This is a genomic window from Streptomyces sp. NBC_00433, assembly GCA_036015235.1.
GTDB lineage: Bacteria > Actinomycetota > Actinomycetes > Streptomycetales > Streptomycetaceae > Actinacidiphila.
Genome location: CP107926.1, coordinates 1,819,267 through 1,840,152 on the forward strand (window position 1 = coordinate 1,819,267; position 20,886 = coordinate 1,840,152).

A 20,886-nucleotide genomic window follows, 5' to 3' on the forward strand; every position below is an offset into this window, starting at 1 on the left:
TGCGGTGCGCCCCTTGGCTGCCGCCCGGCGGGAGCTTGTCGCGCCGTTCTTCGACACTCCCTGCGGGGTGCTGTCACGGACTCCACAGTGCCGCTGCGTGGGGGCTTGTCGCTCCGTTCTCCCCCAGAGCTTCGCCTGGGGGTACCCCCACGCACCCCTGAAAAACGCGTGCCCTCTGCGCAGAACCTCAGCCCCCTGGCACCACGCGGCGTGAGCCGTACCGCATGCACCGCAGGCAAGACGGTGCGCGGCTGCCGAGTCAGCGAGGCCCACCAGCCAACGCGGCAGTCCCGGTTACGCGGCGATCGCCCTCGCGACCCAAACGCCGAGATCAGCATGATTACTCCTCGTTACTGGTTGAATACTTTGAGTAGTCAGTCGTGATGAGCGCGACGACCAGGACGAGGAGAGGTTCCTTATGCGACATGTGCTCACCAAGGCAGCCGGCGTGGCCGCCGTCGGCATGCTCGCCTTCGCCGTGGCACAGCCCTCACAGGCCAGCGCCCCCCGGCAGGGGCCGGTCCGCGCGGCCGCCGCGGCAGGCCCCGCCTACTTCGAGATGACCGACATCACGCGGGCCACCTTCGTCATCAAGCTGACGGAAAGCTCGGACATCGAGCACGCCCGAGAACTCGTCAGCGGCGCCACCACCGACGAGCCCCACATTCTGACGCGGATCATCAAGCAGCCGGCCCCCTACAACCCGCGTTGGAGCTACCAGGCGAACCCCGACGAGACCAGCTTCTTCAACCAGGCCATCGAGGTCTGCGACGCGAGCATCCCCTACGTCGAAGACCATCTCGACGAGGTCGGCGGCCCCTTCCTGCCCGGCCGCGTCTGGTGTGACTGGAGCTCTCACCTGGTCAGGGAAATCCCCGCCCCGTAGGTGACCGCCGGCGGGTATCGATGCCCACCCGTCGAGACACCCGCGTCGCCACCAGGGTCTGCTCGGGCCGGCGGGTGACCGCCTGTCCGAGCAGATATGCCCTCCCACCGACCGGTGGTCGGCACGGCACCGATGAGGTGAGCGTTCTTCAAGGGGCCCGGGGAACGGCGGGCTGGGGTGTGACGGGCGGCGGCGCCGTGGTGGGGGCTGCGGCATGCAGCCGGAAAATCAAGCGTGCGGGCTTGATTGATTCCTGAGGCACTGCAACCCTCGTCGCACGTCTACGTGAGGGGTGGTGCGCACCGTGGATATGCCCGTCCTGGCGGCCCTGGCCACAGAAAGCGCGGGGCTCGACGCGTTGGTGGCCGGGCTGGGCCCGTCCGACTGGCGGCGGATGACGCCGGCCGAGGGGTGGACGATCGCGCACCAGATCGCCCATCTGGCCTGGACGGACCGCCGCGCCCTGCTGGCGGTGCTGGACCCGGACGGATTCGGGCGGGAGGCCGAGGTGGCGGCGGCGAACTTCGACTCCTACGTCGACCAGGGCGCGCGCAGGGGCGCCGATGTGCCGCCGGGTGAGTTGCTGGAGCGGTGGCGGGCGGGCCGCGCACGGCTCGGCGAGGTGCTGGCGGCGCAGCCGCAGGGCGTGCGTTTCCGGTGGTACGGGCCGCCGATGAGCACCGGGGCGATGGCGACGGGCCGGCTGATGGAGACGTGGGCGCACGGCGAGGACGTCGCCGACGCGCTCGGGGTGCGGCGGGAGCCGACCGCCCGGCTGCACCATGTGGCCAGGATCGGCGTCCGGGCGAGGGACTTCGCCTTCTCCGTGCACGGGCTGCCCGCGCCCGCGGAGGAATTCCGGGTCGAACTGACCTCCCCTGACGGGTCGTTGTGGACCTTCGGGCCGCCGGAGGCGGCGCAGCGGGTGACCGGGCCCGCGCTGGACTTCTGCCTGCTGGCGGTGCGGCGGCGGCACCGGGACGATGTGGACCTGCGGGCCGAAGGCCCGGACGCCGAGGCCTGGTTGTCGGTGGTGCAGGCCTTCGCCGGGCCGCCGGGGAGCACCCGGCCGCCGTCGAAGGGCGCGGCCTGATGGGTGACTTCGCCGAGCGCGCCGCCGCGATGTCCGCGCGCCTGGCGGAGGTGGCGGCGGCGCACGCCGACGCCCTGGCGGGCGGCGGCCCGAAGTATCAGGAGCGGCACCGGGCCCGCGGCAAGATGACGGCCAGGGAGCGTATCGAGCTGCTGCTCGACCCCGACACCCCCTTTCTGGAGCTGTCGCCGCTCGCCGGCTGGGGCAGCGACTACGCCACCGGCGCTTCCCTGGTCACCGGGATCGGTGTGGTCGAGGGCACCGAGTGCGTGGTGACCGCGAACGACCCGACCGTGCGCGGCGGTTCGAGCAATCCGTGGACGCTGAAGAAGGCGCTGCGGGCCAACGAGATCGCCTTCGCCAACCGGCTGCCCGTGGTGAGCCTGGTGGAGTCGGGTGGCGCGGACCTGCCCAGCCAGAAGGAGATCTTCATCCCCGGCGGAGCCCTCTTCCGCGACCTGACGCGGCTGTCGGCGGCCGGCATCCCGACGGTCGCGGTGGTCTTCGGCAATTCGACCGCGGGCGGCGCGTACATCCCGGGGATGTCGGACCACGTCATCATGGTCAAGGAGCGCGCGAAGGTCTTCCTCGGCGGCCCGCCGCTGGTGAAGATGGCCACCGGTGAGGAGAGCGACGACGAGTCGCTGGGCGGCGCCGACATGCACGCCAGAGTCTCCGGCCTCGCCGACCACTTCGCGCTGGACGAGCCGGACGCGCTGCGTACCGCCCGCCGGGTGGTGGCCAGGCTCAACATCCGCAAGCCCGGGTCCGGTCCGCGCCCCGACCCGGCGCCGCCGCTGTTCGACGCCGCGGATCTGCTGGGCATCGTGCCCGGCGACCTGCGGACCCCGTTCGACCCGCGCGAGGTGATCGTGCGGATCGCGGACGGCTCGGTCTTCGACGAGTTCAAGCCGCTGTACGGGCCGAGCCTGGCGACGGGCTGGGCGGAGGTGCACGGCTATCCGGTGGGCATCCTGGCGAACGCGCAGGGTGTGCTCTTCAGCGCCGAGTCGCAGAAGGCGGCGCAGTTCATCCAGTTGGCGAACCAGCGGGACATCCCGCTGCTTTTCCTGCACAACACCACCGGCTACATGGTCGGCAGGCAGTACGAGCAGGGCGGCATCATCAAGCACGGCGCGATGATGATCAACGCGGTGTCGAACTCGCGGGTGCCGCACATCTCGGTGCTGATGGGCGCCAGTTACGGTGCCGGGCACTACGGGATGTGCGGGCGGGCCTTCGAGCCGCGCTTCCTCTTCTCCTGGCCGAGCGCCAAGTCCGCGGTGATGGGGCCGAGCCAGCTCGCCGGGGTGCTGTCGATCGTCGCCAGGCAGTCGGCGGCGGCCCGCGGGCTGCCCTACGACGAGGAGGCCGACGCCGGGCTGCGGGCGGCGGTGGAGCAGCAGATCGAGGCGGAGTCGCTGCCGATGTTCCTGTCGGGGCGGCTCTACGACGACGGGGTGATCGACCCGCGCGACACCCGTACGGTGCTCGGCCTGTGCCTGTCGGCCGTGCACGGGGCGCCGGTGGAGGGCGCGCGTGGCGGTTTCGGGGTCTTCCGTATGTGACGGGCGTCCGTCGGTGAGAGGGAGGGGGCGGGCCGATGGGCACGCCGATCGGTTCTGTGCTGGTGGCCAACCGGGGCGAGATCGCCCGGCGGGTCCTGCGGAGCTGCCGCGATCTGGGCATCGCCACGGTCGCGGTGCATTCCGACGCCGACGCGTCCGCCGCGCACGTGGCGGAGGCCGACGCCGCCGTACGGCTGCCGGGCGACGCGGCCGCCGACACGTATCTGCGGGCCGACCTGCTGGTGGCCGCGGCGCTGTCCGCGGGCGCGGACGCCGTGCACCCGGGATACGGCTTCCTGTCGGAGAGCGCCGGCTTCGCGCGAGCCGTGACCGGGGCCGGGCTGGTCTGGATCGGTCCGCCGGCCTCGGCGGTCGAGGCGATGGGGTCCAAGACCCGGGCGAAGGAGCTGATGGCGGCGGCCGGTGTGCCGGTCTTCGCGGCGCTCGACCCGGCGGCGGTGACGGCCGCGGACCTGCCGCTGCTGGTCAAGGCCGCGGCGGGCGGCGGCGGCCGCGGGATGCGGGTGGTGCGTGATCTGGCCTCGCTGGAAGGCGAGTTGACGGCGGCGCGGGCCGAGGCCGCGGCGGCCTTCGGTGACGGCGAGGTCTTCGTCGAGCCGTATGTCGAGGGCGCCCGGCATGTCGAGGTGCAGGTGCTGGCCGACGGGCACGGCACGGTGTGGGCGCTGGGCGAGCGGGACTGCTCCTTGCAGCGGCGGCACCAGAAGGTGATCGAGGAGTCCCCGGCGCCCGGCCTTCCGGCGCTGCTGCGTGCCGAGTTGCGGGAGGCGGCGGTTCGGGCGGCCCGCTCGATCGGCTACCGGGGTGCGGGCACCGCCGAGTTCCTGGTCTCGGCGGACGGCCGGCCGTACTTCCTGGAGATGAACACCCGCCTCCAGGTGGAGCATCCGGTCACCGAGTGCGTCACCGGACTCGACCTGGTGGCCTGGCAGATCAGGATCGCCGAGGGCGCGGCGCTGCCGCCGGAGCCGCCCGCCGCCCGCGGGCACGCGGTGGAGGCCCGGCTGTGCGCGGAGGACCCGGCGCGCGGCTGGCAGCCGCAGCCGGGCGACCTGCACCTGCTCGACATTCCCGGTGTGGACGCGGAATTCGCCGTGCCGCCGGGGCGCGAGGCGGGGCTGCGGCTGGATTCCAGTGTGACCGGCGGCGAGCGGATCGGGGTGCACTACGACCCGATGCTGGCCAAGCTGATCGCCTGGGCGCCGACCCGCGCCGAAGCGGTCCGCCGGCTGGCGCACGCGCTGGAGCGGGCCCGGCTGCACGGCCCGGTCACCAACCGGGACCTGCTGGTCCGCGCCCTGCGGCACCCGGACTTCGCGGCCGCGCGGCTGGACACCGGCTTCCTGGAGCGCAATGCCGCCGACCTGGGCCTCGCGCCGGGCACAGGCACCGACGCGGCCCCCGCGGACGCCGAGCGTTTCGCCGCGCTGGCCGCCGCGCTCGCGGACGCGGCCCGGCGTACGTCGCGGCCGGGCGCCCCCGTGCCGGTCCGTCTCGGGGGGTGGCGGAACCTCCCCTCGCAGCCGCAGCTCAAGCGCTTCCGCGGCGAGCCGGGCGGGCACACGTACGACATCCGCTACCGGCTGGACCGGGACGGCCTGACCGCGGAGGGCTTCGACGGCGTGCGGCTGGTGAGCGCGGCCGCCGACCGGGTCGTGCTGGAGGCCGGCGGCGTCCGGCGGACGTATCGCGTCGCCGTCCACCCGGAGAGGACCTTCGTGGACTCGCCGTTCGGCTCGGCCGCGCTCACCGCCCTGCCGCGCTTCCCCGACCCCGAGCAGTCCGCGGCGCCCGGTTCGCTGCGGGCGCCGATGCCCGGCACCGTCGTGCGGACCGCCGGGTTCGCCGCCGGGGACCGGGTCGAGGCGGGGCAGCCGCTGCTCTGGCTGGAGGCGATGAAGATGGAGCACGTCATCGCCGCCCCCGTCGCGGGGACGCTGCTCGAACTCACCGCAGAGGTCGGCCGCCAGGTCGAACTCGGCGCCGTACTGGCCGTCGTCAAGGAGGAGAGGGAGGAGCCGGCATCATGACCACCGTTCGCAGCACCTTCGACAGCGCCCTGCTGGAGACCGAGGAGCGGCGCGCGCTGCGCAAGGCCGTCGGCGCCCTCGGCCGCCGCTACGGCCGGGACTACTTCACGGCGGCCGTCAAGGCCGGCAGGCAGACCGACGAGCTGTGGCAGGAAGCGGCAGGACTGGGCTACCTCGGCGTCAACCTGCCGGAGGAGCACGGCGGCGGGGGCGGCGGGCTCGCCGAACTGTCCATCGTGCTGGAGGAGCTGGGCGCGGCGGGCTGCCCGCTGCTGCTGCTCATCGTCTCCCCCGCCATCTGCGGCACGGTCATCGCCAGGTTCGGCACCGAGGCGCAGCGGCAGCGCTGGCTGCCGGGGCTCGCGGACGGCTCGCTGCGTATCGCCTTCGGCATCACCGAGCCGGACGCGGGCTCCAACTCGCACCGCATCGCCACCACCGCCCGCCGCGACCCGGACACCGGCGGCTGGTTGCTGACCGGCCGCAAGGTCTTCGTCTCCGGCGTGGACATCGCCGACGCGACGCTGATCGTCGGCCGCACAGAGGACGCCCGCACCGGCAAGCTCAAGCCGTGCCTCTTCCTCGTCGAACGCCACACGCCCGGCTTCGACTTCCGGCAGATCGAGATGGAACTGTCCGCGCCGGAGAAGCAGTTCCAGCTCTTCCTCGACGATGTGGCGCTCCCCGCGGACGCGTTGGTCGGCGACGAGGACGCGGGGCTGCTCCAGCTGTTCGCCGGCCTCAATCCGGAGCGGATCATGACCGCCGCCTTCTCGATCGGCATGGGCCGCTACGCGCTGGACCGCGCGGTCGACTACGCCCGCACCCGGCAGGTGTGGTCAGCGCCGATCGGCGGCCACCAGGCCATCGCCCACCCGCTGGCCCAGGCCCACATCGAACTGGAGCTGGCCCGGCTGATGATGCAGAAGGCCGCGTATCTCTACGACGCGGGCGACGACATGGGCGCGGGCGAGGCCGCGAACATGGCCAAATACGCGGCGGCGGAGGCGTGCGCGAAGGCCGTCGACCAGGCGGTGCACACCCTCGGCGGCAACGGTCTGACGACCGAGTACGGTCTGGCGTCGCTGCTCACCGCCTCCCGGGTGGGCCGGATAGCCCCGGTCAGCCGGGAGATGATCCTCAACTTCGTCTCGCACCACAGCCTGGGGCTGCCCAAGTCGTACTGACCCGTGATGCCCGCCCGCCCGCCGACGTGAAGGAAGACCGCCGTGACAGATGCGCCGCTGGTGCGCCGGCACACCGACCGCGCCATCGAGGTCCTCGCCCTGGACTCGCCGCACAACCGCAACGCCCTGTCCGCCGCGCTGATCGCGGAGCTGTCCGCCGCGCTCGACGACGCGGACGGCGACCCGGGTGTGCGGGCCGTCCTGCTCACCCACACCGGCGGCACCTTCTGCTCCGGCGCCGACCTCAAGGCGGACGGTCTGGGCAGCGGGCCGGAACTGCTGGTGGAGCTGATCGGGCAGATCGCCGGGCTGTCCAAGCCGGTCGTGGCCCGGGTGAACGGGCACGCCAGGGCGGGCGGCCTCGGCCTGCTCGCGGCCTGCGACATCGCGGTGGCGGGCGGCGCGGCCACCTTCGCCTTCACCGAGGTACGCCTCGGGCTCGCCGCCTCCGTGGCCTCGATCCCGGTCCTGGCCAGGACGGACCCGCGGGCCGCCGCCCGCCACCTGCTCACCGGCGAGGCCTTCGACACCGCGGAGGCGGTCAGGATCGGCCTGGTCACGGCGTGGGAGGAGGCGCTCGACGGCATCCTTGCCGGGCTGCGCGCCTCCTCCCCGCAGGGCCTGGCGGCGACCAAGGAGATCACCACGCTGGCGCTCAGGCAGGCCCTGGCCGCGGAGGGCGGCCGGCTCGCCCGGCAGAGCCGGGAGCTCTTCGAGTCCGCCGAGGCCGCGGAGGGCGTCAGGGCCGCGCTGGAACGCAGGGACCCGCCGTGGGCGATCTGACCGGCCAGGTGGCGGACCCGGCGGCCGGGCGGCAGCGCGAGCCCAAGCAGGACCGCAGCCGCGCCACCCGGCTGCGTGTCCTGGAGGCGGCGGTCGCCTGCCTGGCGGAGCACGGCTGGTCGGGCAGTACGGTCGCGGTCGTCTGCGCCCGCGCCGGCGTCTCCCGGGGCGCCGCCCAGCACCACTTCCCCACCCGGGAGGAACTCTTCACAGCGGCCATCGCCCACATGGCGGAGCAGTGGCTGACCGCGGTGCGCGAGCGCGCCCTCGCCCTGCCCCGCGAGGGCCCGGACCGCACCTACGCCGTCGTCGACCTGCTCGTCGCCGTCCACACCGGCCCCCTCTTCCGCGCCGCCCTCCATCTGTGGACGGCGACCACCGCGGAGGAGCGGCTGCGGCCCGGCGTGACCGCCCTGGAAGCCCGCATCGGCCGCGAGGCGCACCGCCTCGCCGTCGACTTCCTCGGCGCCGACGAGTCGCGCCCAGGTGTGCGCGAGACCGTACAGGCGACCCTGGACATGGCCCGCGGCCTGGGCCTGGCCAACCTGCTCAGCGACGACTCGGCCCGGCGCGGCCGGATCGTGCGCCAGTGGGCCGCGATGCTGGAGCAGGCGCTGCACGGCTGATCCGGCCGATCGCGGGCGAGGTGCCGCTTCGGGCCCGGCGGTCCGTTCCGTGCGGCCTTTCCGGTCGGCGGCCGCCGGGTGGATGCTGGAAGGGAGGGAGCAGCCCATGCGCAGAAACGGATACGAACCGATACAGGCCCGCAGCCCGCTGCGGCTGCGGCTCGGACTGGCCGTTTGCGGGCTGGTCTGGGGAATCGGCGCGGCCATCGGCTTCGCCTTCTACAGCCAGCCCGGCTGGGCCGGGCTCAGCGCGGCGATCGCCGCGGTCGCCGCCGCGGACTGCGCGATCGTCGTCCGGCGGATGCGGCAGGGGCCGCGCTACCAGCCCGGACGCGACGTACCGCCCCGCCGGCCCGCGAACGGACGGGACCGCGAGAAGCAGCACCACTGAGCCCCGGGGCAGACAGAAAGGCCCGGTGCCTGTGGGCACCGGGCCATTCGTGCGAGTAGCGGGGACAGGATTTGAACCTGCGACCTCTGGGTTATGAGCCCAGCGAGCTACCGAGCTGCTCCACCCCGCGTCGGTGAACATCACTTTACGCGGTGGGCGCGCTCACGCCAAATCCTTTCCGCCCCGCCGGCCGGGCCGGGCCCGTCACAGGGGCGCGAGGCGCCTCCTGAGCAGGCAGAACTCGTTGCCTTCCGGGTCGGCGAGCACGTGCCAGGACTCCTCCCCGGTCTGGCCGATGTCGGCCGGGCGCGCTCCGAGCGCCAGGAGGCGCTCCAGCTCGGCGTCCTGGTCGCGGTCGGTGGCGTTGACGTCGATGTGCAGCCGGGACTTCCCCGGCTCCGGCTCGTCCCTGCGGCTGAGGAAGAGCGTCGGCTGCGCGCCGCCGAACCCCTCGCGCGGCCCGATCTCCATGCTTCCGTCGTCCTCGCGGCCGAGCACCACGAAGTCCAGGACCTCGCACCAGAACCGCGCCAGCGCCTCGGGGTCGCGGCATCCGAGCACGAGCTCGCTGATCCGGCTTGCCATGGTCGAAACCTGCTCTCAACGTGGGGGCTGCCGGGGTGGCCGCGCGCATATCTCCGCAGCTCCCGGCAGCAGGGGCGTTCGCGTGACCGTACTGGACGGGGCGAGCGGTGGCGACCCGATTTCCTGCCCCCGTCCGGGCCGGTCCGCCGCGGCCTCCGCCCGGGGGGAGGTTTGCGGGACGGCGCGCGGTGCCAGGTAGGGGGAATGGGGAAACAGGAGATGGCCGGGGTCGTGGCCTCGGACGAGGTCGCGGACGCGCTCGGCCGGCGGCAGCCCGTCGTGGCGCTGGAGTCGACGATCATCGCCCACGGCCTGCCGCGGCCGCGCAATCTGCGGGTGGCCCGCGAGCTGGAGGCCGTCGTCAGGAAGGCCGGCGCGGTGCCGGCGACGGTCGCCGTGATCGACGGGGTGCCCCGGGTGGGGCTGGACGACGCGCAGGTCGAGCGGGTCGCCCAGGACCCGGACATGCGCAAGCTCGGCTTCCGGGACCTGGCCCCGGCGATGGCGGCGGGGGTGAGCGGGGCGACGACGGTGTCCGGCACCGCCTTCCTGGCGGCGCGGGCAGGTGTCCGGGTCTTCGGCACCGGCGGTCTCGGCGGGGTGCACCGCGGCTGGACGGACGTGCAGGACGAGTCCGCCGACCTGGCCCTGCTGTCCCGCACCCGGATCACCGTGGTGTGCGCGGGCGTGAAATCGATCCTGGACGTGCCGGCGACCTTGCAGCGGCTGGAGACGCTGGGCGTCGGCGTCCTCGGCTTCCGCACCGACCGCTTCCCCGGCTTCTACCTGACCGACTCCGGGGAGCCGGTGGACTGGACGGTGCGGGACGCGGAGCAGGTGGCCGCGGTGATGCGCGGCCAGGACGCGCTCGGCGGCCACGACAGCGGGCTGATCGTGGCGAATCCGGTGCCGGCGGCGGACCAGCTGGACCGCGCGCTGCACGACCGGGTCCTGGCCGAGGCGCTGGCGGCGGTGGAGCGCGAGGGCGTCACCGGGCAGGCGATCACGCCGTATCTGCTGGCGTATCTGACCGAGCACACCGACGGGGCCTCGCTGGAGGCGAATCTCGCCGCGGTGCGCGGCAATGTGGCGCTGGCCGCCGACATCGCCGTCGCCTGGTCGCGGCTGCGGTGAGCGGGACGGGCCGCGGGCTGCTGGTGGTCGGCGACGTGGTCACGGATGTGGTGGCCCGGCATGCGGAGCCGCTGGCCGCGAACACCGACACCGCCGCCCGTATCGCGGTGCTGCCCGGCGGCGCGGGCGCCAACGTGGCCTGCTGGGCGGCGCATCGGGGTGCGCCCGGGGTGCGGCTGCTGGCCAGGGTGGGTGCGGACTCCGCGGACTGGCACCGCGCGGCCCTGGCGGCGGCGGGCGTGGAGCCGGTGCTGCGGGTCGACGGTGAGCGGCCCACGGCGGTGGTGGTCGCCCTGGTCGACGCGGCGGCGGAACGCACCCTGGTCACCGACAGCGGCGCGGCTTTCCTGCTCGGACCGGCCGACTGGGACGAGGCGCTGCTCGACGGTGTCGGCCATCTCCACCTGTCGGGCTATCTGTTCTTCTGCGAACCGGGCCGCGAACTGGCCGCCGTGGCCACCAGGGCCGCCCGCACCCGGGGCCTGCCGGTGAGCGTCGACCCGGCGTCGGCGGGCTTCCTGCGCGGCCTCGGGGTGCCGCGCTTCCTCGGCCTGGTCTCGGACGCGGACCTGCTGCTGCCCAACGCGGACGAGGCCGCGCTGCTGTCCGGCTCGGACGAACCCGCCGCGGCCGCCGCCGAGTTGAGCCGTGAGGGCGCGACCGTGGTGGTGACGCTGGGCGCGGCGGGGGCCCTGGCCGCCGACCGCGGGCGTGTCACCGCCCGCGCACCGGCCGCTCCGGCCACCGCGGTCGACACCACCGGCGCGGGCGACGCCTTCACGGGCGGCCTGCTCGCGGCCCGCCTGGCGGGCGCTGACCTCCCGGCCGCGCTGGCCGCCGCCTGCCAGGCGGGCGCCGAGGCCGTCGCGGTGGTCGGCGGCCGCCCGTCCTGATCCGCACCGCCGCACCGCGAACAGCCGTCCACCGGCGCCGTTATGCTGGCAGGCACGACGGGACGGGGTGGGCGCGCATGCAAATGGACGATCTGTGGTGGATCATTCCGGTTGCGCTGTTCGGCAGCGGATTCATCGGCGACAAGGTGAGCGCCGCGACGAAGGCGCGGCACAAGCGCAAGCTCGAACTCATCAAGGCCAGGGAGCGGCAGCAGCACGCGCTGACCGCCGCCAACCGGCCGCCGGAGCCGGTCTGCGGCTGCACACACCACCTGGCGATGCACGGCAAGGACGACGGCAAGTGCCACGAGGTGGTCGAGGCCCCGTCGCTGTGGGACACCGACCGCAAGCCGCTGCAGTTCGAGCCGCAGCAGTGCAACTGCCAGCAGTACGTGGGCCCCGAGCCGCTCGGCACGATCTACGCCCCGGAGATCACCGACCTGCGCTGACCGCGTCGGTGCCGCGGCGCCAGCGGGAGTCGGCCCCGCAAAGCACTACAGGTGCCGACTGGGATCAGTCGGCACCTGTAAAGGTGTCCGAGGGGGGACTTGAACCCCCACGCCCGATAAAGGGCACTAGCACCTCAAGCTAGCGCGTCTGCCATTCCGCCACCCGGACCGGGTGTGCCTCCGCGACCGCCCGGGTCGTGGTGACATGGTCCACGATACCAAGGATCGGCAGTGCTTCTCACCTGCGATTCCCGCTGCCCGGCTGGGGGCGTGCGGCGATCGCCCGGTGGTGGCGGACGACCTCGTCGATGATGAAGTTCAGGAACTTCTCGGCGAAGGCCGGGTCGAGCCTGGCGTCCTCGGCGAGGCGGCGCAGCCGGGCGATCTGGTCGGCCTCGCGGGCCGGGTCGGCGGGGGGCAGGTCATGGGCGGCCTTCAGCTCGCCGACCTGCTGGGTGCACTTGAAGCGCTCGGCCAGCAGGTGCACCAGGGCGGCGTCCAGGTTGTCGATACTGCCGCGCAGTTCCCTCAGGCGCTGGAGTGCCTGCTCGTCACCCACCAGGGTGTGCTCGGCGGTCGGCTGGTCGCTCATCTCGGTCTGCCATCCTGGTAGGTCCGTGGCGCACGGCACGGCTGCACGCGGTCCTGATCACCCTATGACACCCTCACCGGGGCAAGGGCCGGGGCGGCAGGGGCGACGGAGGGACTGAGGGCGGATGGGACGGGTCACCGAGAGGCGCCGGGTGCTGCGGATCCGCGGCGGGGCTGTCGACCACCGGGCCGACACCCTGGTCGCCGAGGAGCCGCTGGAGATCCGGCTGAACGGCCGCCCGCTGGCGATCACCATGCGGACGCCGGGTGACGATTTCGCGCTGGCCACGGGTTTCCTGGTCAGCGAGGGAGTGCTCGCCGCGGCGGACGAGGTCGCGAACGTCGTCTACTGCGCCGGTGCGACGGCGGACGGCGCGAACACGTACAACGTGGTGGACGTGACGCTCGCCCGCGGGGTGCCGGTGCCGGACATCAGCCTGGAGCGCAACGTCTACACCTCCTCCTCGTGCGGGTTGTGCGGCAAGGCCAGCCTTGACGCGGTCCGCACCGCGACCCGGCTGCCGATCGCCGGGACCGGGCTGCCGCGGCTGACTCCCGGGCTGCTGGCGGCACTTCCGGAGCGGCTGCGGGAGGGGCAGGCGGTCTTCGAGCGGACCGGCGGGCTGCACGCGGCCGCGCTCTTCACCGCCGGCGGCGAACTGCTCGACCTCAAGGAGGACGTCGGGCGGCACAACGCGGTGGACAAGCTGGTGGGGCGGGCACTGCGGGAGGGGCTGCTGCCGCTGGCGGACCGGGTGCTGATGGTGTCGGGCCGGGCGTCCTTCGAGCTGGTGCAGAAGGCGGTGATGGCGGGCATCCCGGTGCTGGCCGCGGTCTCGGCTCCGTCGTCGCTGGCGGTGGACCTGGCCAGGGAGAGCGGGCTGACGCTGGTCGGCTTCCTGCGCGGCGACTCCATGAACGTCTACGCGGGCGAGGACCGCATCGCGCTGGCGTCCGACCGGGCACACTGATCCGCGGCCGCCCGACCGGCGGACGCGTGGGTGGTGACGGGCGCCGGGGTGCCGCACACCGCCGCCACGGCCCGCGGTGGTCGCCGGATTCCCGCGGCCGGCCCCCGTACGCAAGGGGGCGCGATCAGGTTGGCCGGTTACCGCCCTGACCGCCATCACGCACCGCGATAACGTGCCGCCATGTTCGAGCCGGTCCAGTTGCGTACGTTCCTTGCCGTCGCGCAGACGCTGAGCTTCACGCAGGCGGCGCACCGGCTGGGGCTGCGGCAGTCCACGGTCAGCCAGCACGTGCGGCGGCTGGAGGAGGCCGCGGGCTGCCGGCTCTTCCTGCGGGACACCCACGGGGTGGAGCTGACCGAGGACGGCGAGGCGATGCTCGGCTTCGCCCGCCCGATCCTGGAGGCCAACGAGCGGGCGGCGGCCTTCTTCGCCGGCACCCGGCTGCGCGGGCCGCTGCGGTTCGGGGTGTCGGAGGACTTCGTGCCGACCCGGCTGCCGGAGATCCTGGCGGCCTTCCGGCGCGACCACCCCGAGGTGGATCTCGAACTGACCGTCGAGCTGTCCGGCACCCTGCACCAGCGGCTCGACGAGGGCGGGCTCGACCTGTGCCTGGCCAAACGGCACGGCCCCGAGGGCCCGGGACGGCTGGTGTGGCGGGACAAGCTGGTGTGGATCGGCGGCGAACGGCTGCGGCTGGACCCGCGGCACCCGGTGCCGCTGATCGCCTTCCCGCCGCCGGGGATCACCCGGGCCAGGGTGCTCGACGTGCTGGAGCGGCACGGCAGGGCGTGGCGGGTGGCCGGCACCAGCGGGTCGCTGAGCGGCCTGGTCGCGGCGGTCAGGGCGGGGCTCGGGGTGATGGCGCACGCGCAAGGGCTGATTCCGGCCGGTCTGGTACGGGTCCCGGCGCGGGCCTGCGGGCTGCCGGACCTCGGCGGGGTGGATTTCGTGCTGCTGCACGGCCGGCGGGACTCCCGCGCGCAGGAGGCGGCGGACGCGCTGGCCGATGCCGTCCTGGCGGGCGGCGACCTGCTGCACCGGCCGCTGCCGTGACCGGCGGGAAGCGGTCGCGGCCCGGCCGCGCGGACCCGCGCCGCGAGCTGGGGCGCAGGGGGCGGGAGAGAGCCGAGAGGGTGGAGCGACCGTAACCGGCACGAGGGGATTTCGTGGAGATCCCGGCCCGCGGCGCCGCCGCGGCTGAACCCCGGATTCCGCCGACTTCCTTGTCACAGCCGGAAAACACCGCTCGACCAGCACAAACGTCCGAATCGGCGAGAGTTCGCGGCCCCTCCCGCGGGCCCGGCGGATCGGGTAGCTTACGGCCCCGCACTGAGCGGTCCTAGGAGAGCACCCGTTGCGTCAGTTCAGCATCCCCCCACTGGCCACCGCACCCCAGGCCGGCGGTTTGGCGGATGCCGTTTTCGGCAACGCCCGGCAGGCCCCCGACCAGGTGGTGCTGTCGCGCGCCGACGAGCACGGCGCATGGCAGGACATCAGCACCGCCGGCTTCCGCGACCAGGTGCTCGCGGTCGCCAAGGGCATGCTGGCCCAGGGCGTCCGCTTCGGCGACCGGGTCGCCATCATGTCCCGCACCCGCTACGAGTGGACGCTGTTCGACTTCGCCCTGTGGGCCATCGGCGCCCAGTCGGTGCCGATCTACCCGACCTCGTCCTCCGAGCAGGTCCGCTGGATGCTGCACGACTCGGGCGCCGTCGCGGCGGTCGTGGAGCACGAGGACCACGCGATGACGATCGGCGCCGCCGTCGACGAGCTGCCCCGGCTGCACCGGCTGTGGCAGCTGGACGCGGGCTGCGTCGAGGAGCTTTCCGAGGCCGGCCGGCACATCGGCGACGACGTGGTGGAGCGGCACCGGCTGGCCGTGACGCCGGACGCGGTCGCGACGGTCATCTACACCTCGGGCACCACGGGCCGCCCCAGGGGATGCGTCATCACCCACGCCAACTTCATGGCGGAGACCGACAACGTGGTGGCCCGCTGGGAGCCGGTCTTCTCCAGCAAGCCCGGCGAGGAGCCGTCGACGCTGCTCTTCCTGCCGCTCGCGCACGTCTTCGGCCGGATGGTCGAGGTGGCCTGCGTGCGGCACCGGATCAGGCTCGGGCACCAGCCGAGCATGACGGCCTCCGACCTGATCCCCTCGCTCGCCGGCTTCCGGCCGACCTTCGTGCTGGCCGTGCCCTACGTCTTCGAGAAGGTCTTCCAGGCCGCCCGCCGCAAGGCGGAGCGCGGCGGGAAGCTGGGCCCCTTCGACAAGGCCGTGGAGATCGCGGTGCGGCACGCGGAGGCGGTCGAGGCCAGGGCGTTCGGCACCGGCCCTGGGCCGAGCGCCGGGCTGCGGATGCAGCACCAGCTCTACGAGAAGCTGGTCTACAGCAAGGTGCGCGACGCCCTCGGCGGCCGGGTGCGGCACGCGATCTCCGGCGGCTCGGCGATGGAGCGGCGGATCGGGCTGTTCTTCTCCGGCGCGGGCGTGACGATCTACGAGGGCTACGGCCTCACCGAGACCACCGCGGCGGCGACCGCGAACCCGCCCGAGCAGACCCGTTTCGGCACGGTCGGCCTGCCGGTGCCCGGGACGACCGTGCTGATCGCCGAGGACGGCGAGATCTGGCTGCGCGGCGGGCAGGTCTTCACCGGCTACCTCAACAACGCCAAGGCGACCGAGGAGGTGCTGCGGGACGGCTGGCTGGCCACCGGCGACATCGGCGCGCTCGACGAGGACGGCTATCTGACCATCACCGGGCGGAAGAAGGAGATCCTGGTGACCAGCGGCGGCAAGAGCGTCTCGCCGATCGCGCTGGAGGACCGGGTGCGGGCGCACCCGCTGGTGGGGCAGTGCGTGGTGGTCGGCAACGACCGGCCTTTCGTGGCGGCCCTGGTGACACTGGACCCGGAGGCGGTGTCGCACTGGCTGACGATGCGCGGCAAGCCGCGCCTCGGGCCGTCGGAGCTGCTGCACGACCCGGACCTGGAGATGGAGATCCGGCGGGCGGTCGTCGCCGCCAACACGCTGGTCTCGCAGGCCGAGTCGATCAGGACCTTCCGGATACTGGCCACGCAGTTCAGCGAGGAGCGCGGCACCCTGACGCCGTCGCTGAAGCTCAAGCGGCGGGCGATCGAGTCGGTGTACGCGACGGAGATCGAGGCGCTCTACCGGGCGTGAGCGGGTCTCACTGGCGTGCGGGGCCGTCCGCGCACAGGTCGGCGAGGTCGCGCTCGTCGGGGGCGCCGGGGGCGCCGGGGCGGAAGGCGTAGACCTCGCCCGGGGTCCACTGGCCGCCGTCGAGGCGGACCGTGCGGACCGCGAGGATGTGGGCGCCGCCCTCCCTGGCCACGAACAGCTCGTTGTAGCCGTTGCGCTCCTCGGTGTCCCGGCTGGCCAGCGCCGGCGCCCCGGCGATCCGCTCGGCCTGCCGGGCGTCGAGGTCGGCGATCACGCTGGTGACATGGGGCAGTTCGGCGACCGGGCCGAAGGCGGTGCCGCCCTTGTAGTCGACCAGCACGAAGATCATCTCGTCCGGCCGGTTGGCGAGCCTGGTGGCCTGCGTCCTGAGCTGGACCGCGAGCGCGTCGCGCGCTTGCGTCTCCCGGGCGCGGGCACCGCCGCGCCACCAGGGTGTGGGCAGCGTGTTCGCGAATGGCCGTGAGGGGCTCGGGCCGGGAGCGGGGCGGCCGGGTGAAGAGCAGGGTGCCGCCGTCTCCCCGGGGCAGCGGCTGGGGCTCGGTCTCACGCTGCGGCCGCCACCGCAGGCACCGGCCGTCCACCGTCAGCAGCATCCCGGCGTCCCAGACGTCGTGGCGCCTGCCGGCACGGCCGTCGAGGAGGACGGTCCGGTCCCGGGCATCAGCAGCCGAGGGCAAGTGGTCGAACAGGTCGGCGAGCACCCGGTCGTCGTAGAAGAGCAGAGTGTTGTGGAAGAGCCCGGAGTCGTAGGTCCGCACCGTGCCCGCGCCCTCCCCCGCGACGACCCGCACCTCGGTATTCCCCGCGATGCCGGTCCCGGCCACCTGGGTGCCGAAGCCGACGCGTGAGCCGTCGCGCAGTGGCGACTCCGCGAGCGTCATCGTGGCCGGCAGCGGTGTGCTGCCGACGTAGAGCATCGGAACGGTGAAGGCCGGGTCCTCGGGCGCGAAGTAGCCGGCGTCGGGTGCGACCCCGGCCACCCGCCGGCGGCCCCAGACACGCTGGAAATACTCGGCGATCTCCCGCATCACCGTGGACTCCGGCGCGGTCAGCTCGATGTCGTGCTCGTCCCTGCCCGCCACCACGGTCAGTATCCTGCGCATCGACGTGCCGCCCCGATCCTGGTCCTCGTCCCGTCCCCGGGTCCCGCTGTCCCCGCTCAGCGGTCCACACCGGGGAGCGTGCCCTGGCCGCCATGCAACTGCAGGGTGCTGGAGCTGAACTCGGCCTGCCAGTCGGCGGTCTCGCCGTCGACATAGCCGCGTACGGCACCGGACAGCCGGTGGATGAGCGCCAACTGCCTCTCCACCTCGGCGGGTTCGAGCAGCCGTCCCGGGACGTCGGCGCCGGGGCCGGCCCGCAGCACGTCGGTGGCCCACTCCAGGCGTACGGCGTTCAGCTCGGTGCGCAGGGCGTGCGCGACGACGATGTCCCGCATCCAGCCGGCCGACACCCCGAAGAAGTGGTCGAAGCCTTTGCAGCCCGCGGCGACCGCGAGCAGCACATAGCCCCAGCCCTGCCCCGAGCCGCCGTAGGCGGCCGTGCCGAGCGGCACCGCGGTGCCGGCCACCGCGAAGGTGATGGCCAGGCCCTGGAGCAGCCGGGAGCCGACGCGCTTGAGCCGCTTGTCGCGCAGATACCAGTCGATGGCCGCCTCGGTGTCCTGCTCGGCCCAGGCCCGCAGCCCGGCCAACGTCTCGCGCTGCACCGCGGGGTCGGCGGCCGCGGCGGCGGGCACGTCGGGGAAGGGCTGCGGCTCCAGGTCACCGCGCCGCCATGCGCGGCGCCGCGCCGCCGGTACTCCGGCCCCCGCCGTCGTCGGCCCGTCATGGCCCGCCATCGGTCCCGCTCCCCTCACCTGCCCGAGCCTGGACCCTGGGTCCCCGCGCGAGAGGTTATCGGCTCGGTCGCCGCGGGGCGCGGGAATGCGCCGATCGGTCGCCGGGTTGTACGCGCGTGCCGGTGCACCCCCGCCGGTCCGGCACAATCGACCGGCGCGCACAGGCGCACCGCGTACCCCCGACGTAAGGATCGACGGCCCGTGAGCAATATCTCCCCCGCCATCACCCTCAACAACGGCGTGCTGATGCCGCAACTGGGCTTCGGCGTCTGGCAGGTCCCGGACGACGAGGCGACCGCTGCCGTCACCACCGCGCTGGAAGCGGGCTACCGCAGCATCGACACCGCCTCGCTGTACGCCAACGAGGAGGGCACGGGCCGGGCGGTGGCGGCCTCCGGGCTGCCGCGCGAGGAGCTGTTCGTCACCACCAAACTGCACAATCCAGACCAGGGTTACGACCAGGCGCTGCGGGCCTTCGACCTCTCGCTGGCCAAGCTGGGCCTGGACTACGTGGACCTGTACCTGATCCACTGGCCGCAGCCGCGGCGCGACGCGTATACGGACACCTGGCGCGCGCTGGAGCGGATCGCGGCCGACGGCCGGGCGCGGGCCATCGGGGTCTCCAACTTCCAGCCCGCGCACCTGCGCCGGCTGATGGACGGGTCCGACGTGGTGCCCGCGGTGAACCAGATCGAGCTGCACCCGCAGCTGGCCCAGTCCGAACTCCGGTCCCTGCACGCGCAGCTCGGCATCGCGACCGAGGCGTGGTCGCCACTGGGCCAGGGCAAGGGTCTGCTGGACAACCCCGTGATCGCCAAGATCGCGGCACGGCACGGGCGGACCGCGGCACAGGTGGTGCTGAGGTGGCACCTGCAACTGGGGAACGTCGTCATCCCCAAGTCGGTGACGCCGTCCAGGATCCGGGAGAACATCGACATCTTCGACTTCGAACTGCCGCCCGCCGACCTCGCGGAGCTGGCGGCGCTGGACGACGGCACCCGGCTCGGCCCCGATCCCGACACCTTCGGCTGATCCCATACGTAACAGCAGCGCAAGGTCCCGGGCAGGCTGCTGTTCATCGGCGGCCCCTAGCATCGGCCGCATGCTGGACTATGACGTGGAGGCGGCGCGCTACGACGCGACGCGCGGCGGAGTGCCGCGGGCGCACGCGGCGGCGCGGGCCGTGCTCGCACTCGTGCCGGAGCGGGCCCGCACTCTGCTGGACGTGGGGTGCGGGACCGGTCTGGTGACCGAGCGGCTGGCACGTCCCGGCCTCCAGGTCTTCGGGGTGGACGCGGCGGCCGGGATGGCGCGTACCGCGGCCGACCGGATCGGCGGCACCGTGGTGCGCGGCAACTGCCACCGGCTGCCCTTCGCCGACGAGTCGCTCGACGCGGTGAGTGCGGTGTGGCTGCTGCACCTGCTGCCCGACGCGCTCACGGTGGTCGCCGAATGCGCCCGGGTGCTGCGGCCCGGCGGGGTCTTCGTGACCACCGTCGACAAGGACGCGGGGCACGACGTGAACAGCGACGTCGACCAGTTGCTCGCCCCCTACCGCGTGCAGCGGGCCTTCGACGCGGCGCCGCGCGTCCAGGCGGCGGCCTGCGAGCACGGCCTGAGCCGGGTCGGCGAGGCCCGCTTCACCGGCCACGGCCAGGGCAGGTCCCCCAACGGCACGGCCGACGACGTGAGCCGCGGCTACTTCGCCTCGGCGCTGTCCCTGGACGAGGCCCAGGCGTCGGCGCTGGCCGGCCGCCTCTGCGACCTGCCCAGTCCCGACGTGCCGCGGGCGGACCCGGTCTACCGGCTGCTGGCGCTGCGCAAGACGGCCTGACGCACCGCAGGACGAGCCGGACGGGCCTGCTCAGGCCTTGAGTTGGGCCAGCGCGGCGACGAGCCACTCCTCCATGGCCTGGTGGGTCACCCCGAGGGCGATGAGGGCCCGCGCCGAGGGGTCCTGGTCGTCGCTGAGCACACCGAGCAGGATGTGTTCGGTGCCGACGTAGTTGTGGCCCAGGCGCAGCGCCTCGCGGAGGACCAGTTGCAGGGTCTTCTTGGCGGCCGGGCTGATCGGCATGTGGCCCTTGAGCGGCTTCGGCTCGTCGCCCTGGGTGGCGACGGCGGCGCGTACCGCCGCACGGGTGGTGCCGAGGTCGGTGAGGGCGCGGGTCGCGAAGGTGGTGTCCTGCTCGTCGAGCAGGCCGAGGACCAGGTGCTCCGGCTGGATGTCGCCGTGCCGCGCCGCGCGGGCCTCCTCCTGCGCCACGCCGACGGCCTTGCGGGCGCGCTCGGTGAAGCGGCTGAAGGACGCGTCCACATTGAGCTCGACGTCCTCCGGGATCCTGGGCACGAAGCGCTTCTGCGCGGCCTGCTTGCTCACCCCCATGTGCTGCCCGATGTCGGTCCAGGACGCGCCCGCGCGCCGGGCCTGGTCCACGAAGTGGCCGATGAGGTGGTCGGCGACGTCGTCCAGGTACGCGGCGACGGTCACCGCGCGTTCGAGGTCGGCGAGGGGGTCGCTGTCGGGGTGCTGCTCTTTGACGTAGTCGATGAGGTCGCTGAGGCGTACCGGGTGCTGAGTCATGCGTCAACCGTAAGTTGACGCAATACGGATCGTCAACCCTTCGTTGACGATC

At 73.6% G+C, this 20,886-nt stretch carries 22 protein-coding genes and 2 tRNA genes; 17 read left to right on the top strand and 7 right to left on the bottom strand.

What is annotated here, in order from left to right:
* The first annotated feature begins 418 nt into the window (after nucleotides 1-418).
* The 8 genes from OG900_07285 to OG900_07320 all read left to right on the top strand — a co-directional run bounded on the left by OG900_07285 (nucleotide 419) and on the right by OG900_07320 (nucleotide 8,585).
* Nucleotides 419-886, top strand: a complete 468-nt coding sequence (locus OG900_07285) for a calmodulin-binding protein (GenBank protein ID WUH89932.1) — start codon at nucleotides 419-421, stop codon at nucleotides 884-886.
* A gap of 310 nt (nucleotides 887-1,196) precedes the next feature.
* Entirely contained in the window at nucleotides 1,197-1,979 is a 783-nt protein-coding gene (locus tag OG900_07290) for a TIGR03084 family metal-binding protein (protein WUH95649.1), read from the top strand.
* Nucleotides 1,979-3,547 carry an acyl-CoA carboxylase subunit beta gene (locus OG900_07295; protein ID WUH89933.1) on the top strand — a complete coding sequence of 523 codons (1,569 nt, stop codon included), beginning with the start codon at nucleotides 1,979-1,981 and terminating at the stop codon, nucleotides 3,545-3,547. Before OG900_07290 ends, OG900_07295 begins: the two co-directional genes overlap by 1 nt.
* A 35-nt stretch (nucleotides 3,548-3,582) precedes the next feature.
* A complete protein-coding gene (locus OG900_07300) occupies nucleotides 3,583-5,598 on the top strand; it encodes an ATP-grasp domain-containing protein (protein WUH89934.1) in 2,016 nt (671 codons plus the stop codon).
* Complete coding sequence (locus tag OG900_07305; GenBank protein ID WUH89935.1) at nucleotides 5,595-6,785, top strand: acyl-CoA/acyl-ACP dehydrogenase; 1,191 nt, start codon at nucleotides 5,595-5,597, stop codon at nucleotides 6,783-6,785. The genes OG900_07300 and OG900_07305 overlap by 4 nt, the downstream gene beginning before the upstream one ends.
* Before the next feature lie 42 nt (nucleotides 6,786-6,827).
* Nucleotides 6,828-7,568: an enoyl-CoA hydratase-related protein gene (locus tag OG900_07310; GenBank protein WUH89936.1), complete on the top strand. Its 741-nt coding sequence runs from the start codon at nucleotides 6,828-6,830 to the stop codon at nucleotides 7,566-7,568.
* Nucleotides 7,556-8,194, top strand: coding sequence for a TetR/AcrR family transcriptional regulator (locus OG900_07315; protein ID WUH89937.1), 639 nt, complete (start codon nucleotides 7,556-7,558; stop codon nucleotides 8,192-8,194). The genes OG900_07310 and OG900_07315 overlap by 13 nt, the downstream gene beginning before the upstream one ends.
* 106 nt (nucleotides 8,195-8,300) lie before the next feature.
* Nucleotides 8,301-8,585: a DUF6343 family protein gene (locus OG900_07320; GenBank protein WUH89938.1), complete on the top strand. Its 285-nt coding sequence runs from the start codon at nucleotides 8,301-8,303 to the stop codon at nucleotides 8,583-8,585.
* 56 nt (nucleotides 8,586-8,641) lie between these two features.
* Here OG900_07320 and OG900_07325 read toward each other — a convergent pair.
* A tRNA-Met gene (locus tag OG900_07325) sits at nucleotides 8,642-8,715 on the bottom strand.
* A 74-nt stretch (nucleotides 8,716-8,789) separates the two neighbouring features.
* Nucleotides 8,790-9,170, bottom strand: coding sequence for a VOC family protein (locus OG900_07330; protein ID WUH89939.1), 381 nt, complete (start codon nucleotides 9,168-9,170; stop codon nucleotides 8,790-8,792).
* Nucleotides 9,171-9,389: 219 nt separating this feature from the next.
* Here OG900_07330 and OG900_07335 point away from each other — a divergent pair, with 219 nt between their 5' ends.
* The 3 genes from OG900_07335 to OG900_07345 all read left to right on the top strand — a co-directional run bounded on the left by OG900_07335 (nucleotide 9,390) and on the right by OG900_07345 (nucleotide 11,646).
* The gene (locus tag OG900_07335; protein WUH95650.1) at nucleotides 9,390-10,304 is read left to right on the top strand and encodes a pseudouridine-5'-phosphate glycosidase; all 915 of its coding nucleotides are present in this window, start codon (nucleotides 9,390-9,392) and stop codon (nucleotides 10,302-10,304) included.
* Entirely contained in the window at nucleotides 10,301-11,197 is an 897-nt protein-coding gene (locus tag OG900_07340; protein ID WUH89940.1) for a PfkB family carbohydrate kinase, read from the top strand. Before OG900_07335 ends, OG900_07340 begins: the two co-directional genes overlap by 4 nt.
* Nucleotides 11,198-11,280: 83 nt before the next feature.
* Complete coding sequence (locus OG900_07345) at nucleotides 11,281-11,646, top strand: hypothetical protein (protein ID WUH95651.1); 366 nt, start codon at nucleotides 11,281-11,283, stop codon at nucleotides 11,644-11,646.
* An 84-nt stretch (nucleotides 11,647-11,730) separates the two neighbouring features.
* Here OG900_07345 and OG900_07350 read toward each other — a convergent pair.
* Together OG900_07350 and OG900_07355 are read right to left on the bottom strand one after the other, a co-directional pair.
* Nucleotides 11,731-11,815: transfer RNA gene (locus OG900_07350), tRNA-Leu, on the bottom strand.
* Nucleotides 11,816-11,884: 69 nt separating this feature from the next.
* Nucleotides 11,885-12,238, bottom strand: a complete 354-nt coding sequence (locus OG900_07355) for a chorismate mutase (GenBank protein WUH89941.1) — start codon at nucleotides 12,236-12,238, stop codon at nucleotides 11,885-11,887.
* 124 nt (nucleotides 12,239-12,362) lie between these two features.
* On the opposite strand from OG900_07355, the gene fdhD reads away from it, so the two are divergent.
* The 3 genes from fdhD to OG900_07370 all read left to right on the top strand — a co-directional run bounded on the left by fdhD (nucleotide 12,363) and on the right by OG900_07370 (nucleotide 16,389).
* The gene (gene fdhD, locus OG900_07360) at nucleotides 12,363-13,208 is read left to right on the top strand and encodes a formate dehydrogenase accessory sulfurtransferase FdhD (protein ID WUH89942.1); all 846 of its coding nucleotides are present in this window, start codon (nucleotides 12,363-12,365) and stop codon (nucleotides 13,206-13,208) included.
* Between the two features lie 180 nt (nucleotides 13,209-13,388).
* Nucleotides 13,389-14,261, top strand: coding sequence for a LysR substrate-binding domain-containing protein (locus tag OG900_07365; protein ID WUH89943.1), 873 nt, complete (start codon nucleotides 13,389-13,391; stop codon nucleotides 14,259-14,261).
* Between the two features lie 301 nt (nucleotides 14,262-14,562).
* Nucleotides 14,563-16,389 (top strand): long-chain fatty acid--CoA ligase, encoded by a 1,827-nt coding sequence (locus tag OG900_07370; protein ID WUH89944.1) that lies wholly within the window; start codon nucleotides 14,563-14,565, stop codon nucleotides 16,387-16,389.
* 7 nt (nucleotides 16,390-16,396) lie between these two features.
* Here the strand turns inward: OG900_07370 and OG900_07375 are convergent, their stop codons facing one another.
* Entirely contained in the window at nucleotides 16,397-16,957 is a 561-nt protein-coding gene (locus OG900_07375; GenBank protein ID WUH89945.1) for a hypothetical protein, read from the bottom strand.
* A gap of 212 nt (nucleotides 16,958-17,169) precedes the next feature.
* Here OG900_07375 and OG900_07380 point away from each other — a divergent pair, with 212 nt between their 5' ends.
* Nucleotides 17,170-17,322, top strand: coding sequence for a hypothetical protein (locus OG900_07380; protein ID WUH89946.1), 153 nt, complete (start codon nucleotides 17,170-17,172; stop codon nucleotides 17,320-17,322).
* A gap of 247 nt (nucleotides 17,323-17,569) precedes the next feature.
* Here the strand turns inward: OG900_07380 and OG900_07385 are convergent, their stop codons facing one another.
* Nucleotides 17,570-18,250 (bottom strand): SLATT domain-containing protein, encoded by a 681-nt coding sequence (locus tag OG900_07385; protein ID WUH89947.1) that lies wholly within the window; start codon nucleotides 18,248-18,250, stop codon nucleotides 17,570-17,572.
* Nucleotides 18,251-18,496: 246 nt separating this feature from the next.
* Here OG900_07385 and OG900_07390 point away from each other — a divergent pair, with 246 nt between their 5' ends.
* Nucleotides 18,497-19,282 carry an aldo/keto reductase gene (locus OG900_07390; GenBank protein ID WUH95652.1) on the top strand — a complete coding sequence of 262 codons (786 nt, stop codon included), beginning with the start codon at nucleotides 18,497-18,499 and terminating at the stop codon, nucleotides 19,280-19,282.
* A 70-nt stretch (nucleotides 19,283-19,352) separates the two neighbouring features.
* On the top strand, nucleotides 19,353-20,084 hold the full coding sequence (locus OG900_07395) for a class I SAM-dependent methyltransferase (protein ID WUH89948.1): 732 nt from the start codon (nucleotides 19,353-19,355) through the stop codon (nucleotides 20,082-20,084).
* A 30-nt stretch (nucleotides 20,085-20,114) separates the two neighbouring features.
* Here OG900_07395 and OG900_07400 read toward each other — a convergent pair whose 3' ends face one another.
* Nucleotides 20,115-20,834 carry an ATP-dependent Clp protease ATP-binding subunit gene (locus OG900_07400; GenBank protein ID WUH89949.1) on the bottom strand — a complete coding sequence of 240 codons (720 nt, stop codon included), beginning with the start codon at nucleotides 20,832-20,834 and terminating at the stop codon, nucleotides 20,115-20,117.
* Nucleotides 20,835-20,886 lie beyond the last annotated feature (52 nt).

Coding starts and splice junctions, on each gene's coding strand:
- OG900_07365 (WUH89943.1), top strand. CDS start 13,389: ATGTTCGAGCCGGTCCAGTTGCGTACGTTCCTTGCCGTCGCGCAGACG.
- OG900_07285 (WUH89932.1), top strand. CDS start 419: ATGCGACATGTGCTCACCAAGGCAGCCGGCGTGGCCGCCGTCGGCATG.
- OG900_07385 (WUH89947.1), bottom strand. CDS start 18,250: ATGGCGGGCCATGACGGGCCGACGACGGCGGGGGCCGGAGTACCGGCG.
- fdhD (WUH89942.1), top strand. CDS start 12,363: ATGGGACGGGTCACCGAGAGGCGCCGGGTGCTGCGGATCCGCGGCGGG.
- OG900_07330 (WUH89939.1), bottom strand. CDS start 9,170: ATGGCAAGCCGGATCAGCGAGCTCGTGCTCGGATGCCGCGACCCCGAG.
- OG900_07335 (WUH95650.1), top strand. CDS start 9,390: ATGGCCGGGGTCGTGGCCTCGGACGAGGTCGCGGACGCGCTCGGCCGG.
- OG900_07300 (WUH89934.1), top strand. CDS start 3,583: ATGGGCACGCCGATCGGTTCTGTGCTGGTGGCCAACCGGGGCGAGATC.
- OG900_07395 (WUH89948.1), top strand. CDS start 19,353: ATGCTGGACTATGACGTGGAGGCGGCGCGCTACGACGCGACGCGCGGC.
- OG900_07295 (WUH89933.1), top strand. CDS start 1,979: ATGGGTGACTTCGCCGAGCGCGCCGCCGCGATGTCCGCGCGCCTGGCG.
- OG900_07345 (WUH95651.1), top strand. CDS start 11,281: ATGGACGATCTGTGGTGGATCATTCCGGTTGCGCTGTTCGGCAGCGGA.
- OG900_07355 (WUH89941.1), bottom strand. CDS start 12,238: ATGAGCGACCAGCCGACCGCCGAGCACACCCTGGTGGGTGACGAGCAG.
- OG900_07320 (WUH89938.1), top strand. CDS start 8,301: ATGCGCAGAAACGGATACGAACCGATACAGGCCCGCAGCCCGCTGCGG.
- OG900_07290 (WUH95649.1), top strand. CDS start 1,197: ATGCCCGTCCTGGCGGCCCTGGCCACAGAAAGCGCGGGGCTCGACGCG.
- OG900_07400 (WUH89949.1), bottom strand. CDS start 20,834: ATGACTCAGCACCCGGTACGCCTCAGCGACCTCATCGACTACGTCAAA.
- OG900_07305 (WUH89935.1), top strand. CDS start 5,595: ATGACCACCGTTCGCAGCACCTTCGACAGCGCCCTGCTGGAGACCGAG.
- OG900_07390 (WUH95652.1), top strand. CDS start 18,497: ATGCCGCAACTGGGCTTCGGCGTCTGGCAGGTCCCGGACGACGAGGCG.